13 protein-coding genes are annotated in these 16,897 nt (G+C 61.5%); all 13 read left to right on the top strand.

Annotated elements, in window-relative coordinates; all coding sequences use genetic code 11:
- Positions 1-66: 66 nt before the first annotated feature.
- Positions 67-918, top strand: coding sequence for a proline/glycine betaine ABC transporter permease (locus ACF6ZU_RS14445; RefSeq protein ID WP_034148578.1), 852 nt, complete (start codon positions 67-69; stop codon positions 916-918).
- Positions 915-1,745: a glycine betaine/L-proline ABC transporter ATP-binding protein gene (locus tag ACF6ZU_RS14450; protein ID WP_392893484.1), complete on the top strand. Its 831-nt coding sequence runs from the start codon at positions 915-917 to the stop codon at positions 1,743-1,745. Before ACF6ZU_RS14445 ends, ACF6ZU_RS14450 begins: the two co-directional genes overlap by 4 nt.
- Before the next feature lie 143 nt (positions 1,746-1,888).
- Positions 1,889-3,412 (top strand): histidine ammonia-lyase, encoded by a 1,524-nt coding sequence (hutH, locus tag ACF6ZU_RS14455; RefSeq protein WP_392893486.1) that lies wholly within the window; start codon positions 1,889-1,891, stop codon positions 3,410-3,412.
- Between the two features lie 120 nt (positions 3,413-3,532).
- Positions 3,533-5,065, top strand: coding sequence for a histidine ammonia-lyase (gene hutH / locus ACF6ZU_RS14460; protein ID WP_392893488.1), 1,533 nt, complete (start codon positions 3,533-3,535; stop codon positions 5,063-5,065).
- A 126-nt stretch (positions 5,066-5,191) separates the two neighbouring features.
- Positions 5,192-6,397: an imidazolonepropionase gene (gene hutI, locus ACF6ZU_RS14465; protein ID WP_192226838.1), complete on the top strand. Its 1,206-nt coding sequence runs from the start codon at positions 5,192-5,194 to the stop codon at positions 6,395-6,397.
- Between the two features lie 10 nt (positions 6,398-6,407).
- Positions 6,408-7,211, top strand: coding sequence for an N-formylglutamate deformylase (gene hutG, locus ACF6ZU_RS14470; protein ID WP_392893490.1), 804 nt, complete (start codon positions 6,408-6,410; stop codon positions 7,209-7,211).
- 250 nt (positions 7,212-7,461) lie between these two features.
- On the top strand, positions 7,462-8,409 hold the full coding sequence (locus ACF6ZU_RS14475; RefSeq protein WP_392893492.1) for a choline ABC transporter substrate-binding protein: 948 nt from the start codon (positions 7,462-7,464) through the stop codon (positions 8,407-8,409).
- A gap of 143 nt (positions 8,410-8,552) precedes the next feature.
- Entirely contained in the window at positions 8,553-9,482 is a 930-nt protein-coding gene (locus ACF6ZU_RS14480; RefSeq protein ID WP_392893494.1) for an alpha/beta hydrolase, read from the top strand.
- Positions 9,483-9,586: 104 nt separating this feature from the next.
- Positions 9,587-10,558, top strand: a complete 972-nt coding sequence (gene pip / locus ACF6ZU_RS14485; RefSeq protein ID WP_392893496.1) for a prolyl aminopeptidase — start codon at positions 9,587-9,589, stop codon at positions 10,556-10,558.
- Entirely contained in the window at positions 10,555-10,992 is a 438-nt protein-coding gene (gene dtd / locus ACF6ZU_RS14490) for a D-aminoacyl-tRNA deacylase (protein ID WP_392893498.1), read from the top strand. Before pip ends, dtd begins: the two co-directional genes overlap by 4 nt.
- Positions 10,993-11,313: 321 nt before the next feature.
- Positions 11,314-13,128 carry a glucan biosynthesis protein G gene (locus ACF6ZU_RS14495; protein ID WP_392893500.1) on the top strand — a complete coding sequence of 605 codons (1,815 nt, stop codon included), beginning with the start codon at positions 11,314-11,316 and terminating at the stop codon, positions 13,126-13,128.
- Entirely contained in the window at positions 13,121-15,691 is a 2,571-nt protein-coding gene (mdoH, locus tag ACF6ZU_RS14500) for a glucans biosynthesis glucosyltransferase MdoH (protein WP_392893502.1), read from the top strand. The genes ACF6ZU_RS14495 and mdoH overlap by 8 nt, the downstream gene beginning before the upstream one ends.
- Positions 15,692-15,971: 280 nt before the next feature.
- Positions 15,972-16,769, top strand: coding sequence for a transporter substrate-binding domain-containing protein (locus ACF6ZU_RS14505; protein WP_392893503.1), 798 nt, complete (start codon positions 15,972-15,974; stop codon positions 16,767-16,769).
- Positions 16,770-16,897: the final 128 nt, after the last annotated feature.

Consider the following 16,897-nt stretch of genomic DNA (forward strand, 5'->3'; position numbering starts at 1 on the left):
AGCTTTGCCGACTGCCGGCAACGGCAGTCGGATGCTTGATCGCAACCCCTTGATTGAGAGTCTCTTATGTTTCCCGAAAGCTTTACCTTTTCCATCGCCGACTGGGTCAACGGTTGGGTCGATTCGCTGGTCACCAACTACGGCGACGTGTTCCGGCACATCTCCGACACGCTGTTGTGGGCCATCGTCAATCTCGAAGGGCTGCTGCGCGCGGCGCCGTGGTGGCTGATGCTGGCCATCGTCGCAGGCGTGGCCTGGCACGCGACCCGCAAAGTCGTGACCACCGCCGTGATCGTCGGTTTGCTGTTCCTGGTGGGCGCGGTCGGCCTGTGGGACAAGCTGATGCAGACCCTGGCGCTGATGATGGTCGCCACGATCATTTCGGTGCTGATCGGGATTCCGCTGGGCATTCTCTCGGCGCGCAGCAATCGCTTGCGTTCGGTGCTGATGCCGTTGCTGGACATCATGCAGACCATGCCGAGCTTCGTGTACCTGATCCCGGTGTTGATGCTGTTCGGCCTGGGCAAGGTCCCGGCGATTTTCGCGACCGTGATTTACGCCGCACCGCCGCTGATTCGCCTCACCGACCTGGGCATCCGCCAGGTTGACGGCGAAGTGATGGAAGCGATCAACGCCTTCGGTGCCAACCGCTGGCAGCAACTGTTCGGCGTGCAACTGCCGCTGGCCCTGCCGAGCATCATGGCCGGGATCAACCAGACCACCATGATGGCCCTGTCGATGGTGGTGATTGCCTCGATGATCGGTGCCCGTGGCCTTGGCGAAGATGTGTTGGTGGGGATCCAGACCCTCAACGTCGGACGTGGCCTTGAAGCCGGTCTGGCGATCGTGATTCTGGCAGTGGTCATCGACCGCATTACACAGGCGTACGGTCGTGCACGGCATGAGGTGAGCAAATGAACAACGCAACCGTGAGCAAGATCGAAGTCAAAAACGTCTTCAAGATTTTCGGCAACCGCTCCAAGGAAGCGCTGGCCATGGTCGGCCAGGGCAAGACCAAGGATCAGGTGCTGGCCGACACCGGCTGCGTGGTGGGTGTGAACGACCTTTCGTTGAGCATCGGCAGCGGCGAGATTTTCGTGATCATGGGACTGTCCGGCTCGGGCAAATCCACCCTGGTGCGTCACTTCAACCGCCTGATCGATCCAACCAGCGGCGCGATCCTGGTGGACGGCGTGGACATCCTGCAATACGACATGGAAGCCCTGCGCGAATTTCGTCGTCGCAAGATCAGCATGGTGTTCCAGAGCTTCGGCCTGTTGCCGCACAAGACCGTGGTGGACAACGTCGCCTACGGCCTGAAAGTGCGCGGCGAGAGCAAGCAGATGTGCACCGAACGCGCGCTGCACTGGATCAACACCGTGGGCCTCAAGGGCTACGAAAACAAATACCCGCATCAGCTTTCGGGCGGCATGCGTCAGCGTGTGGGCCTGGCACGTGCGTTGGCGGCGGACACCGACATCATCCTGATGGACGAAGCCTTCAGTGCGCTCGATCCGCTGATTCGCGCCGAGATGCAGGACCAGTTGCTGGAGCTGCAAAAGACCCTGCACAAGACCATCGTCTTCATTACCCACGACCTCGACGAGGCCGTGCGCATCGGCAACCGCATCGCGATCCTCAAGGATGGCCGCCTGATTCAGGTCGGCACCCCGCGAGAGATCCTGCATTCGCCGGCGGATGAGTATGTGGATCGCTTCGTCCAGCGGCGGGCGGCGGTGGTTTAAAGAGATTTGCGGTGCTTGTGCTGGCCTGATCGCGAGCGGGCTCACTCCTACAGTTGGAATGCGTACCCCTGTAGGAGTGAGCCTGCTCGCGATAGCGCCAGTGAAGCTGCATCAATATTCAGGTTGTACGCACGAGGTCAATGATGTCCCAGGCTGAAAAAATCGTAATCGCCGATGCCCCGCTGCGTTGGCTGGATGTGGTCGCGGTAGCCCGTCACGGCGCGCAGCTTGAGCTGTCGACGCAGGTCTGGGCGCGTATCGACAATGCGCAGGCGATCGTCCAGCGCATCGTCATCAGTGGCGAACGCGCCTATGGCGTCAACACCGGCCTGGGCGCGTTGTCCAACGTTTCCCTGAAGGATGAACAACTCAGCCAGCTCTCGCGCAACACCTTGCTCAGTCACGCCTGTGGCGTCGGCGCGCCGCTGGCCGACGAGCAGACTCGCGCGATCATGTGCGCCGCGATCCGCAATTACAGCCAGGGCAAATCCGGCATTCATCGCCGTGTCGTCGAAGCCCTGCTGGCGCTGCTCAACCGCGGCATCACCCCGCAAGTGCCGTCCCAGGGCTCGGTCGGTTACCTGACCCACATGGCGCACATCGGCATTGCGCTGCTGGGCGTCGGCAATGTCAGCTACCGCGGGCAGATCGTTTCCGCGCAACAGGCCCTCGCCGAAGAAGGCTTGCAGCCGGTTCAGCTCGGCGCCAAGGACGGCTTGTGCCTGGTCAACGGCACGCCGTGCATGACCGGTCTGAGCTGCCTGGCGATTGCCGATGCCACGCGCCTGCTGCAATGGGCCGACGTGATCAGCGCCATGAGCTTCGAGGCCCAGCGCGGGCAGATCGCCGCGTTCGACGCCGAGATCATCGCGCTCAAGCCGCACCCGGGCATGCAGAAGGTCGGCATCAATCTGCGCGCCTTGCTCGATGGCAGTGAAGTGATTGCGTCGAGCAAGGGCATTCGCACCCAGGACGCGCTGAGCATCCGTTCGATCCCGCAGGTCCACGGCGCGGCACGGGATCAACTGGCCCACGCGATCCAACAGATCGAAACCGAGCTCAACGGCTGCACCGACAACCCGCTGCTGCTGGGTACGCCGGACAATTTCCGCATCATGTCCCAGGCCAACCCGCACGGTCAGTCCGTGGCCATGGCCGCTGATCTGCTGGCCATTGCCATGGCAGAAATCGGCTCCATCGCCGAGCGTCGTCTCGACCGTCTGATCAACCCGCACGTCAGCGGCCTGCCGGCCTTCCTGGTGGCCAATCCGGGGGTGAACTCCGGGATGATGATCGTGCAATACGTCGCCGCGTCGCTCTGTGCGGAAAACCGCCAACTGGCGCAGCCGGCGGTACTCGACAACTACGTCACCTCGGGCCTTCAGGAAGACCACCTGAGCATGGGCACCAACGCCGCGCTGAAGCTGCACCGCGCGCTGGAAAACTGCACGCAGATCCTCGCCATCGAGTACCTGCTGGCGGCCCAGGCGTTTGAATTCCTCAAAGAACAGCGCTTCGGCGCCGGCACCGACGCCGCGTGGCGCCTGCTGCGCGAGCGCGTTCCGGCCTACGACCAGGACCGCTGGCTGGCACCGGATATCGCCGCGGCCGCCAGTGTGTTGAAAGACTCGAATTTGCTGCACAAGGCGTTACCGAATCTGAACTGATTCCTACCTCAAACCAGCGTGCCAAGGCGCCAGCCCCCCACAAGGCGGGAAGCGACGGACAACGGACATTTCCGGAGCGTCTGGTTAGTTAACAAAAAGACTCTCAAAAGGAGAATAAAAGTGACTGCGCTAAATTTGATTCCCGGCCAACTGACCCTTGCCCAGCTGCGTGATATCTACCAGCAACCGGTCCAGCTCACCCTCGACAACAGCGCCTCGGCACAGATCGAAGCCAGCGTTGCCTGCGTGGAACAGATCCTTGCCGAGAACCGTACCGCCTACGGCATCAACACCGGTTTCGGTCTGCTGGCCTCGACCCGCATCGCCAGCGAAGACCTGGAAAACCTCCAGCGCTCGCTGGTTCTGTCCCACGCCGCCGGTGTCGGCGAACCGATCAGCGACGCGCTGGTGCGCCTGGTCATGGTGCTTAAGGTCAACAGCCTGAGCCGTGGATTCTCCGGCATTCGCCGGGTGGTAATCGACGCACTGATCGCCCTGATCAACGCCGAGGTTTACCCGCACATTCCGTTGAAAGGTTCGGTGGGTGCATCCGGTGACCTGGCGCCTTTGGCTCACATGTCGCTGGTGCTGCTGGGCGAAGGCAAGGCGCGCTACAAAGGCGAATGGCTGCCAGCCACCGAAGCGCTGAAAGTCGCTGGCCTGGCGCCGCTGACCCTGGCCGCGAAAGAGGGTCTGGCCCTGCTCAACGGCACTCAGGTGTCCACCGCTTACGCGCTGCGCGGGCTGTTCGAAGGTGAGGATCTGTTTGCCGGTGCTCTGGCATTGGGTGCCCTGTCCGTCGAAGCGGTACTGGGCTCGCGCTCGCCGTTCGATGCGCGCATCCACGCCGCCCGTGGCCAGAAAGGCCAGATCGACGCCGCTGCCGCTTACCGCGATTTGCTCGGCGAGCGCAGTGAAGTGTCCGACTCGCACCAGAACTGTGAAAAGGTCCAGGACCCGTATTCCCTGCGTTGCCAGCCACAAGTCATGGGCGCGTGCCTGACCCAGTTCCGTCAGGCCGCCGAAGTGTTGGCCGTCGAAGCCAATGCCGTGTCGGATAACCCGCTGGTATTCGCCGCAGAAGGCGACGTGATTTCCGGCGGTAACTTCCACGCCGAACCGGTCGCCATGGCCGCTGACAACATGGCGTTGGCCATCGCGGAAATTGGCTCCCTGAGCGAGCGCCGCATCTCGCTGATGATGGACAAGCACATGTCGCAACTGCCGCCGTTCCTGGTGGCCAATGGCGGCGTGAACTCCGGCTTCATGATCGCGCAAGTCACCGCTGCCGCGCTGGCGAGCGAAAACAAGGCGTTGTCCCATCCGCATTCGGTGGACAGCCTGCCGACGTCGGCGAACCAGGAAGACCACGTGTCCATGGCCCCGGCGGCGGGCAAGCGCTTGTGGGAAATGGCTGAGAACACCCGTGGTGTGCTGGCGGTGGAATGGTTGGCGGCGGTTCAGGGGCTGGACCTGCGCAATGGCCTGAAGACCTCGCCGAAGCTGGAAAAGGCGCGGGCGATTTTGCGTAAGGAAGTGCCGTTTTATGAGAAGGACCGGTTCTTTGCGCCGGACATCGATGCCGCCAGCGAGTTGTTGGCTACGCGGTGCCTGAGCGAGCTGGTGTCGGCGAAGTTGCTGCCTAGCCTGTAAGGGCGCCATCGCTGGCAAGCCAGCTCCCACAGGGATCTGCTGTGAAAGCAAAGTTTCAGGCAGCCCCAATTATTGTGGGAGCTGGCTTGCCAGCGATTCGATTTTGAACAAGATGAGGAAATCGGGATGAAAACTCTCTGGCAACACTGCCACGTCGCAACCATGGCGCAAGGCGTCTACTCGATCATCGAGGATGCGGCCATCGTGACGTCCGGTGCGCACATTGAGTGGATCGGCCCACGCGCTGAACTGCCGGCGGGTGAATACCCGGCCGTCAACGATTTGAACGGGGCCTGGGTCACGCCGGGCCTGATCGACTGCCACACCCACACGGTGTTCGGCGGTAACCGCAGCGGTGAATTCGAACAGCGCCTGCAAGGCGTCAGCTACGCGGAGATCGCCGCGGCCGGCGGCGGCATCGCCAGCACCGTACGCGCCACGCGCGCGGCCAGTGAAGACGAGTTGTTCGCCAGCGCCGCCAAGCGGCTGAAGAGCCTGATGCGCGATGGCGTCACCAGCATCGAAATCAAGTCCGGCTACGGCCTCGACCTGGCCAACGAACGCAAGATGCTGCGCGTGGCCCGCCGTCTTGGCGCCGAACTGCCGATCAGCGTGCGCAGCACCTGCCTGGCTGCCCACGCCTTGCCGCCGGAATACAAGGATCGCGCCGACGACTACATCGACCACATCTGTGCCGAAATGCTGCCGGCCCTGGCCGCCGAAGGGCTGGTGGATGCGGTGGACGCGTTCTGCGAATACCTGGCGTTTTCGCCGGCGCAGGTCGAGCGTGTGTTCGTCACCGCACAAAAACTCGGTTTGCCGGTGAAGCTGCATGCCGAACAACTGTCGTCGCTGCACGGCTCGAGCCTGGCGGCGCGGTATCACGCGCTGTCCGCCGATCACCTGGAATTCATGACCGAAGAAGACGCCATCGCCATGGCCGCGTCCGGCACCGTCGCCGTGTTGCTGCCCGGTGCGTTCTACTTCCTGCGTGAAACCCAGTTGCCGCCGATGGACGCGTTGCGCAAACACGGGGTCAAGATCGCCATCGCCAGCGACCTCAACCCCGGCACGTCACCGGCGCTGTCGCTGCGCCTGATGCTGAACATGGCCTGCACCTGTTTCCGCATGACCCCGGAAGAAGCCCTGGCCGGCGCGACGATTCATGCCGCCACCGCATTAGGCATGGCCGACACCCATGGTTCGCTGGAGGCCGGCAAGGTCGCGGATTTTGTCGCCTGGCAAATCGATCGTCCCGCCGACCTGTCGTACTGGCTGGGCGGTGATCTGGAAAAACGCGTCGTGCGTCACGGCGTTGAAACGAGCGTTTAGGAGAACAGTTGTGGATAAGGTTCTGAACTTCAAACAAGGTCGCGTGCCGCTGCTGATCAGCATGCCCCACGCCGGCCTGCGCCTGACCCCGGCGGTCGAAGCCGGGTTGATCCCCGACGCGAAAAGCCTGCCGGACACCGACTGGCACATTCCCACACTCTACGAATTCGCTGCCGAACTGGGCGTCAGCACGCTGGCCGCCGAGTACTCGCGCTTCGTCATCGACCTGAACCGGCCATCGGACGACAAACCGTTGTACGTTGGCGCCACCACCGGTCTTTACCCGGCGACGCTGTTCGACGGCATTCCCTTGTTCCGTGAAGGCCTGGAGCCTTCGGCCGCAGAGCGTGCGACGTATCTGGAGCAGGTCTGGACGCCGTATCACAGCACGCTGCAGAACGAGCTGGCGCGACTGAAAGCCGAGTTCGGTTATGCGCTGCTGTTCGATGCGCACTCGATCCGCTCGATCATCCCGCACCTGTTCGACGGCAAGCTGCCGGACTTCAACCTCGGCACCTTCAACGGCGCCAGTTGCGATCCACAGCTGGCCACTCAGCTGGAAGCGATCTGCGCGCGGCACGACAACTACAGCCATGTGCTGAACGGTCGTTTCAAGGGTGGCCACATCACCCGGCACTACGGCAACCCAGCGCAGAACATCCACGCCGTGCAGCTGGAGCTGGGCCAGTGCACCTACATGGAAGAGTTCGAACCGTTCCGCTATCGCCCGGACCTCGCGGCGCCAACGCAAGTGGTGCTCAAGGAACTGCTGCAAGGCCTGCTCGCCTGGGGCCAAAAGCACTACAGCCGCTGAAGCCTGGCGCAAAACCTTGTGGGAGCGAGCCTGCTCGCGATGGAGTGTCAGGCGACATCAACGTTGACTGACCCACCGCATTCGCGAGCAGGCTCGCTCCCACAGTTCTAAACCTGATTGGAACAGTCGCCACCGTGCAAATCTCGGTCGCCACAGTTCGCTTTTGGTCTCACGCTGCTGCGTAATGTTCTGGGCACGGTGCAACAAGACACCGGGCCCATAATAATTCTGCCGCACGAGAGCTCCCCCAATGAAAAGACTGTTCACCCGCTGTCTCTCCATCCTCTGCGGCACCGCTCTGCTGAGCACCAGTGTTCTGGCCAGCGACGACGCTTCCTGCAAGGCCGTGCGCATGGGCGTGGTCAACTGGACCGACGTCATCGCCACCAGCGGCATGGCCGATGTACTGCTCAATGGCCTGGGCTACGAAAGCAAGCAAACCAGCGCCGTGCAGCAAATCATCTTCGCCGGCATCCGCGACAAGCGCCTCGACATCTTCCTCGGTTACTGGAAACCGGCGATGGACAACAATATCGCGCCGTTCGTGGCCGCCAATCAGGTGAAGGTCATGGCCAAACCGAGCCTGGCCGACGCCCAGGCAACGCTGGCCGTGCCGCAATACGTCGCCGACGCCGGGCTGAAAACCTTTGCCGACATCGCCAGGTTCAAGGACCAGCTCGGTGGCAAGATCTATGGCATCGAGCCGGGCAGCGGTGCGAACACCACGATCAAAACCATGATCGAGACCAATCACTTCGGCCTGAAGGATTTCAAGCTGATCGAGTCCGGTGAGGCCGGCATGCTCGCCGCCGTACAGCGCGCGGTGAACCGCAAGGAGTTCGTGGTGTTTGTCGGCTGGACCCCACACCCGATGAACATCAACATGAAGATCGCTTACCTGACCGGCAGCGACGATGTCTACGGGCCGAACGAAGGGGCCGCAACGGTCTCCACCGTGACGTCGCCGGACTACGCCGAACGCTGCCCGAACGTGAACCGTCTGCTGGAAAACCTCACGTTCACCGCCGCGCAGGAAAGCCAGTTGATGGTGCCAATCATGGAGCGCAAGACGCCGCAGGACGTGGCCAGGCAGTGGCTGCGCGATCACCCGGAAGACCTGCAGCGCTGGTTGGCGGGCGTCAGCAGTTTTGATGGCAAGGATGGCGTCGCAACCGTCCAGGCCACCCTCAAAAACTGAGCAACACCGCAAACCAAATGTGGGAGCGAGCCTGCTCGCGATGGAGTGTCAGGCGACATCAACGTTGGCTGACTCACCGCTATCGCGAGCAGGCTCGCTCCCACAGGGTTATTCGCACTTCACAAAATCGCGGCGGCAGGTCTATGGCAATTTATCCCCTATCTGACGAGATGACGGCATTCGTCGAGAAAACCGTCAGTTTCAACAGCACTGACAGCAGCCTCGCCGGTTTGCGCCAGGCCTACAGCGAGATGTGCCGGGCATTCACCCCGCCACGTCCCGCCGGGCTGTATGTGCTGGATTTCGAACTGGCCGGCGTGCCGGTGCGCTCCTATCAACCGCAACGGTCGTCACCGAGCGATGGCGATCCGTGCGTGATGTACCTGCACGGCGGCGGCTGGGTGGTGGGCGACCTGGATTCCCACGATTTCATCTGCGCCGAACTGGCCGCGACGCTTGGCGTCCTGGTGATTGCCGTGGATTACCGGCTGGCGCCGGAGCATCCGTTCCCGGCAGGATTTGACGACTGCCTTGGAGTCTGGCGCGCGTTGCGCAACGGTCCGTTCCGGCTGGACCCCGCGCGTACGCTGGTGGCGGGCGACAGTGCCGGGGGAAATCTCGCCGCCGCGCTGTGCCTGGCCTTGCGCGATGCAGGCGAGCCACTGCCCGCCGCGCAGGTGCTGATTTACCCGGGCCTGGGTGGCGATCACCGTCTGCCGTCGCGAAGCGAATGCGTGGATGCGCCGTTGCTCAGCAGCAGCGATGTGGATTGTTATCACGCCTTGTACTTGCGCGGCAGCCAACAACCGCCTGCGTATGCGATGCCGCTGCTGGCCCAAGATCTCAGTGGACTACCGCCGGCGCTGATCACCGTGGCGCAATTCGACCCGCTGCGTGACGACGGTGTGCAATACGCCGAGCGCCTGAACGCCGCGGGCGTGGCCGCGACACTTTATTACGGTGAGGGGCTGGTTCACGGTTGTTTACGGGGGCGGGGCCAGGTCGCCGAAGTGGATGCGCTCTATGAAACCCTCTTGGGTTATCTGGCTAAAAAACTGGCGGCAAAACTCTGACTCAGCAAGGGCATGCTCATTGACGTAATTCGGGTTTATGATGCCGGACGGCAGAATCATAGAAGTCCCCCCAGGGATGACCTCGACCCCTTACGGAGCGCGCAATGCAGACTTTGTACCCGCAGATCAAACCCTACGCCCGGCACGATCTGGCTGTCGATGAAACCCACACCCTGTACGTAGACGAAAGCGGTTCACCGGAAGGTTTGCCGGTGGTGTTCATCCATGGCGGCCCCGGCGCCGGGTGTGATGCGCAAAGTCGCTGCTTCTTTGATCCGAACCTGTACCGCATCGTTACCTTTGACCAGCGCGGTTGCGGTCGCTCCACCCCCCACGCCAGCCTGGAAAACAACACCACCTGGGATCTGGTCGCCGACCTTGAGCGGATTCGCCAGCACCTGGGCATCGACAAATGGGTGCTGTTCGGCGGCTCCTGGGGTTCGACCCTGGCGCTGGCTTATGCGCAAACCCACCCGGAGCGTGTGCACGGCCTGATCGTGCGCGGGATTTTTCTCTGCCGCCCGCAGGAAATCGAATGGTTCTACCAGGCCGGCGCCAGCCGCCTGTTCCCCGACTACTGGCAGGACTACGTCGCCCCGATCCCGCTGGACGAACGCGACGACTTGCTCAACGCCTTCCACAAGCGCCTGACCGGCAACGATCAGATCGCCCAGATGCACGCGGCCAAAGCCTGGTCCACCTGGGAAGGACGGACCGCGACGCTGCGCCCGAATCCGATGGTGGTCGACCGCTTCTCCGAACCGCAGCGCGCGCTGTCCATCGCCCGCATCGAATGCCATTACTTCACCAACAATGCGTTCCTCGAGCCGAACCAGCTGATCCGCGACATGGGCAAGATCGCCCACTTGCCCGGTGTGATCGTCCACGGTCGCTACGACGTGATCTGCCCGCTGGATAACGCCTGGGAATTGCACCAGAACTGGCCCAACAGTGAACTGCAGGTCATCCGCGATGCCGGGCATGCCGCCTCCGAACCCGGCATTACCGATGCTCTGGTGCGTGCCGCCGATCAGATGGCCCGGCGCTTGCTCGACCTGTCCCCCGAAGAAGCATGAAGGGCCTGTTGCAGCGCGTGCGTGGCGCGCGGGTCGAGGTAGCGGGGGAGGTGGTCGGCGCCATCGATCAGGGACTGCTGGTGCTGGTCGCGGTCGAGCCCGAGGATACTCGGGCCAGTGCCGACAAACTTCTGCATAAGCTGCTTAACTATCGTGTGTTCAGTGACGCCGAGGGCAAGATGAATCTGTCCTTGGCGGATGTGGGTGGCGGGTTGCTGCTGGTCTCACAGTTCACCCTGGCCGCCGACACCAAAAACGGGTTGCGCCCGAGTTTTTCAACCGCTGCCCCTCCGGCGCTGGGCGAGGAGCTTTTCGACTATCTATTAGAGAAAGCGAAACAGGTGCATGGCACAGTGGCATCAGGTAGATTCGGCGCGGATATGCAGGTGCACCTGGTCAATGATGGCCCGGTAACCTTCCTGTTACAGACCTGAAAGCGCTTGAAACAAGTTTTTAAGGGCTTTTTCACTGAAAACAGGGGTTTTTCGCGAGAAATACTTTGTTGCGCCTGATGCGTTGTAACGCGGCCTACTAGATAATCGCGCGCTACGGGGATCAGCGTTCGTTGGTCCATTTTGACTTAGGTAGAGACTTGTCCTGGACCTGTTGGGGAATCATTTAGCCCCATAGGAGTCGGAACAATGCTCGCCAACTTGGCAAGAAGGGTTTGCAGGGTCGGTTTTTTCATGCCGCACACCCCACAAATCGTCTAACTGGCCGTTGGTTTTTTGATCTGTTTTCGGCGAGGGTTGCTCGTGATTGTTAGTCCCTGTAATGCACCAAAATTGTCTGCCAAACGGTTACGAAGCGCTCTGGTAGCGGGCTCTGCCCTGCTTTGCCTGCTCAGCGCCGGCCAGCTTTGGGCATTCAGTCTGGATGATGTGTCGGCCAAGGCAAAAGAGCTGGCCGGGCAGAAATACGAAGCCCCGCGCAGTAACCTGCCGAACGAATTTCGCGAGATGAAATTCGCGGACTATCAGAAAATTCGTTTCCTGACCGAAAAAGCCGAATGGGCCGATCAGAAAACCCCGTTCAAACTGTCGTTCTATCACCAGGGCATGCACTTCGATACGCCGGTGAAAATCAACGAAATCACGGCCAACACCGTCGAAGAGATCAAATACGACCCGAGTCGTTTCGATTTCGGCGATCTGAAGTTCGATCCTAAAGCCACCGAACAGCTGGGTTATGCCGGCTTCCGTGTGCTGTACCCGATCAACAAGGCCGACAAGCAAGACGAAATCATGACCATGCTCGGCGCGAGTTACTTCCGCGTGGTTGGCAAGGGTCACACCTATGGCTTGTCCGCTCGCGGCATGGCCATCGATACCGCGTTGCCGTCCGGTGAGGAATTCCCGCGTTTTCGTGAGTTCTGGATCGAACAGCCAAAACCGGGCGACAAGCACCTGGTGATTTTCGCGCTGCTGGATTCGCCACGCGCCACGGGTGCCTATCGCCTGACCCTGCGTCCAGGCAGCGACACCATCGTCGACGTCAAGGCGCAGATGTTCCTGCGTGACAAGGTCACCAAGCTTGGCGTTGCGCCGCTGACCAGCATGTTCCTGTTCGGCGCCAACCAGCCTTCCAAAGTGCTGAACTACCGTCGTGAACTGCATGACTCCAGCGGTCTGTCGATCCATGCCGGCAACGGCGAGTGGATCTGGCGTCCGCTGAACAACCCGAAACACCTGGCGGTGAGCAACTTCTCCATCGAGAACCCGCGTGGTTTCGGCCTGCTGCAACGTGGCCGTGACTTCAGCCACTACGAAGACCTCGACGACCGCTACGACAAGCGCCCAAGTGCCTGGATCGAACCGAAAGGCGATTGGGGCAAGGGTTCTGTCGACCTGGTCGAAATTCCGACCGCCGACGAAACCAACGACAACATCGTTGCCTTCTGGAGCCCGGAAAAACTGCCTGAGCCAGGTCAGCCGCTGGAATTCGGCTACCGCCTGCACTGGACCATGGACGAAGCGGCAATTCACGCACCGGACAGCGCCTGGGTCAAACAGACCTTGCGCTCCACCGGCGATGTCAAACAGTCCAACCTGATTCGTCAGCCGGACGGCAGCGTTGCCTACCTCGTGGACTTCGAAGGTCCGTCCCTGGCCGCCTTGGCCCCGGATACCGACGTGCGCAGCCAAGTCAGCGTCGGCGACAACGCCGAACTGGTCGAGAACAGCGTGCGTTACAATCCGGAAACCAAAGGCTGGCGCCTGACCCTGCGGATGAAGATCAAGGATCCGGGCAAGTCCACCGAGATGCGTGCGGCACTGGTTCAAAATGTAGTGCCGGCCGATCTCGCGAAGTCTTCGGTTCCAGCGTCCAATTCTTCCGTGGCCAAGGCTGACAAAGTGGCGGCCAAGCAAGCGGAAAAAGTGGAGAAGGAAGCGAAGGCCGCCGAGGCCAAGCAGGCCGACGCCAAGCCAGTCGCGGATGCCAAGGACAAGGACAACAAAGACGCCAAGCAGCCTGCTGCTGCGGACGCGGCCCCAGCCACACCGGAATCGGCACCGACTGAAGAAGTCCTGACCGAGACCTGGAGCTACCAGTTGCCTGCCGATGAGTAATTCTCAAGTACAGCCAGAGACTCTTGCCGAGTATCTGGCGCATTTACCGATGACCGACGAGCAGCGCGCGGAACTCGCGGGCTGCCAGTCCTTCAGTGAACTGCACCAGCGTCTGTCGTCCTCGACGTTCGACACCCCGACCGAGGCCGCCCAGGCTTCGGTGGGCCGTCGCTTGACCCTGAATAGCGCCGAAGAGCTGGAAGAAGCGGAAATGCTGGTGCTCGACGCCAGCGGTCGCGTTTGCCTCAAGGCAACGCCGCCGATCCGCCGGACCAAGGTCGTGCCGGAGCCGTGGCGCACCAACATCCTGGTGCGCGGCTGGCGCCGCCTGACCGGCCGGACCAACCCGCCGGCTCCGCCGAAAGACGAGAACGTATTGCCGGCCGCGCGCTGGCGTACGGTCGGGTCGATCCGCCGTTACATTCTGCTGGTGCTGATGCTCGGCCAGACCATCGTCGCCGGCTGGTACATGAAAGGCATCATGCCTTACCAGGGCTGGTCGTTCGTCGACCTGAACGAAGTCCTGCATCAACCGTTGATGCAAACCATCACGCAAGTGCTGCCGTATGCGTTGCAGACCACCATCCTGATCATGTTCGGGATTCTGTTCTGCTGGGTGTCGGCCGGTTTCTGGACAGCGTTGATGGGCTTCCTCGAGTTGCTCACCGGTCACGATAAATACCGTATCTCCGGCAAAAGTGCCGGCAACGAGCCGATCGCCAAGGACGCGCGCACCGCACTGGTGATGCCGATCTGCAACGAAGACGTGCCACGGGTATTCGCCGGTTTGCGCGCGACGTTCGAGTCGGTGGCGGCCACGGGTGACCTGGATCGCTTCGACTTTTTCGTGCTCAGCGACAGTAACGATGCCGACATCTGCGTCGCCGAACAGCAGGCCTGGCTGGACGTCTGCCGCGAAGCCAAGGGCTTCGGCAAGATTTTCTATCGCCGCCGTCGTCGTCGCGTAAAACGTAAAAGCGGCAACCTCGACGACTTCTGCCGTCGTTGGGGCGGTGACTACAAGTACATGGTCGTGCTCGACGCCGACTCGGTGATGAGCGGCGAATGCCTCACCAGTCTGGTGCGCTTGATGGAAGCCACGCCGGACGCCGGGATCATCCAGACCGCGCCGCGTGCTTCGGGCATGGACACGCTGTATGCACGCATGCAGCAGTTCGCCACTCGGGTATACGGTCCGCTGTTCACCGCCGGTCTGCACTTCTGGCAGTTGGGCGAATCCCACTACTGGGGCCACAACGCGATCATTCGCATGAAGCCGTTTATCGAGCACTGCGCCCTGGCGCCGTTGCCGGGTAAAGGTGCGTTCGCCGGTGCGATCCTGTCCCACGACTTCGTCGAAGCCGCGCTGATGCGCCGTGCCGGTTGGGGCGTGTGGATTGCCTACGATCTGCCGGGCAGCTACGAAGAGTTGCCGCCGAACCTGCTGGACGAACTCAAGCGTGACCGTCGCTGGTGCCACGGCAACCTGATGAACTTCCGCCTGTTCCTGGTGAAGGGCATGCACCCGGTGCACCGCGCGGTGTTCCTGACGGGCGTGATGTCGTACCTGTCGGCGCCGTTGTGGTTCTTCTTCCTCGTGCTGTCGACGGCGCTGCTGGCGGTCAACACGCTGATGGAGCCGCAGTACTTCCTCGAACCACGTCAGCTCTATCCGCTGTGGCCACAATGGCACCCGGACAAGGCCATCGCGCTATTCTCGACCACGATCGTGCTGCTGTTTCTGCCGAAACTGTTGAGCATCATCCTGATCTGGGCCAAGGGCGCGAAAGAGTTCGGCGGCAAGTTCAAGGTGACCCTGTCGATGCTGCTGGAGATGTTGTTCTCCATGTTGCTGGCGCCGGTGCGGATGATTTTCCACACCCGTTTCGTCCTCGCCGCGTTCCTCGGCTGGGCCGCGACCTGGAACTCGCCACAACGTGACGACGACTCCACGCCATGGAGCGAGGCGGTCAAGCGCCACGGTCCGCAAACCTTGCTGGGCTTCTTCTGGGCCTTGCTGGTGATCTGGCTGAACCCGAGCTTCCTCTGGTGGCTGGTGCCGATCGTCGGTTCGTTGATGCTGTCGATCCCGGTGTCGGTGATTTCCAGCCGCGTGGGCCTGGGCCTGAAGTCCCGTGACGAGAGCCTGTTCCTGATCCCTGAGGAATACAATCCGCCACAGGCGCTGCTGGCCACTGACCAGTACACCCATGAAAACCGTTATCACGCGCTGAAAGACGGCTTCATCCGCTCGGTGGTCGATCCACAGCAGAACGCCCTGGCGTGCTCGCTGGCGACCTCGCGTCACCGTGAGGCCGAGCCGATCGAATGGCTGCGGATCGAACGGGTTCGTCATGCGTTGAAAGTCGGGCCCGATGGCCTGAACAACAATGAGCGTGTGCAACTGCTGAGCGATCCGGTGGCACTGGCTCGCCTGCACGAGCAGGTCTGGAATGAGGGCCACCCCGAGTGGCTGGAAGCCTGGCGCAAATCGGTGAAAGCCGATCCCCATGCGCCACTGCTGCCGCTCAAGCCATTGAGTGCGCAACCGCAGTTGGCCTAAAAGAAACCCCCCTGTAGGAGCGAGCCTGCTCGCGATGGACTCAAGAGCGCCGTGTTTCGTCAGTAAACACGCGTAATCGTTGAAAACCATCGCGAGCAGGCTCGCTCCTACAGGTTGGTCCCGCAATAATTCCCGCCTAAACCCTTGTGCAAACGAGCGAGTACGTTAGGATCCGTCCCCGAATTGGTGCGCCCGGATAATTTTTGTCCGTATTGGTGCGTTTCCTCAGGGGAGCCGCCGTTTGCGCGCCTCATAACGCAATGGTTTTGGGGACATGATGATGAAGAAGTATCTCTCGATGCTGCTGGTCGGCGTCACGGCATTGGTTGCAGTCAGCACGGCACAGGCCGGTGCCATCGATGACGCGGTCAAGCGCGGCACGCTGAAAGTCGGCATGGACCCGACTTACATGCCGTTCGAGATGACCAACAAGCGCGGCGAGATCATCGGTTTCGAAGTCGACATCCTCAAAGCCATGGCCAAGGCCATGGGCGTCAAGCTGGAAATGGTCTCCACCGGCTACGACGGCATCATCCCGGCCCTGCTGACCGACAAGTTCGACATGATCGGCAGCGGCATGACCCTGACCCAGGAACGCAACCTGCGCCTGAACTTCAGCGAACCGTTCATCGTGGTCGGCCAGACCCTGCTGATCCGCAAGGAACTGGAAGGCACCATCAAGTCCTACAAGGACCTGAATACCGCTGACTACCGCATCACCTCCAAGCTCGGCACCACCGGCGAGATGGTCGCGAAGAAGCTGATCTCCAAGGCCAAGTACCACGGCTACGACAACGAGCAGGAAGCCGTGCTCGACGTGGTCAACGGCAAGGCCGACGCCTTCATCTACGACGCGCCTTACAACGTCGTGGCCGTGAACAAGGTCGGCAACGGCAAACTGGTGTTCCTCGACAAGCCGTTCACCTACGAACCGCTGGCCTTTGGTCTGAAGAAGGGTGACTACGACAGCATCAACTTCATCAACAACTTCCTGCACCAGATCCACGAAGACGGCACCTACGATCGCATCCATGACAAGTGGTTCAAAGACACCGGCTGGCTTAAGGACATGGAGTAACACTCGGTCAGACCGAGTTGCCCCATTCGCGAGCAGGCTCGCTCCCACAGGAATGCGCATTCCAATGTGGGAGCGAGCCTGCTCGCGAAGGCGGCCTCCTTCGCGACACAGAATTCGGAAACTTCACA

The organism is Pseudomonas migulae, from assembly GCF_043225285.1.
GTDB lineage: Bacteria > Pseudomonadota > Gammaproteobacteria > Pseudomonadales > Pseudomonadaceae > Aquipseudomonas > Aquipseudomonas migulae_C.

Coding starts and splice junctions, on each gene's coding strand:
- ACF6ZU_RS14505 (WP_392893503.1), top strand. CDS start 15,972: ATGAAGAAGTATCTCTCGATGCTGCTGGTCGGCGTCACGGCATTGGTT.
- ACF6ZU_RS14480 (WP_392893494.1), top strand. CDS start 8,553: ATGGCAATTTATCCCCTATCTGACGAGATGACGGCATTCGTCGAGAAA.
- mdoH (WP_392893502.1), top strand. CDS start 13,121: ATGAGTAATTCTCAAGTACAGCCAGAGACTCTTGCCGAGTATCTGGCG.
- ACF6ZU_RS14445 (WP_034148578.1), top strand. CDS start 67: ATGTTTCCCGAAAGCTTTACCTTTTCCATCGCCGACTGGGTCAACGGT.
- ACF6ZU_RS14450 (WP_392893484.1), top strand. CDS start 915: ATGAACAACGCAACCGTGAGCAAGATCGAAGTCAAAAACGTCTTCAAG.
- ACF6ZU_RS14475 (WP_392893492.1), top strand. CDS start 7,462: ATGAAAAGACTGTTCACCCGCTGTCTCTCCATCCTCTGCGGCACCGCT.
- hutH (WP_392893486.1), top strand. CDS start 1,889: ATGTCCCAGGCTGAAAAAATCGTAATCGCCGATGCCCCGCTGCGTTGG.
- pip (WP_392893496.1), top strand. CDS start 9,587: ATGCAGACTTTGTACCCGCAGATCAAACCCTACGCCCGGCACGATCTG.
- hutI (WP_192226838.1), top strand. CDS start 5,192: ATGAAAACTCTCTGGCAACACTGCCACGTCGCAACCATGGCGCAAGGC.
- dtd (WP_392893498.1), top strand. CDS start 10,555: ATGAAGGGCCTGTTGCAGCGCGTGCGTGGCGCGCGGGTCGAGGTAGCG.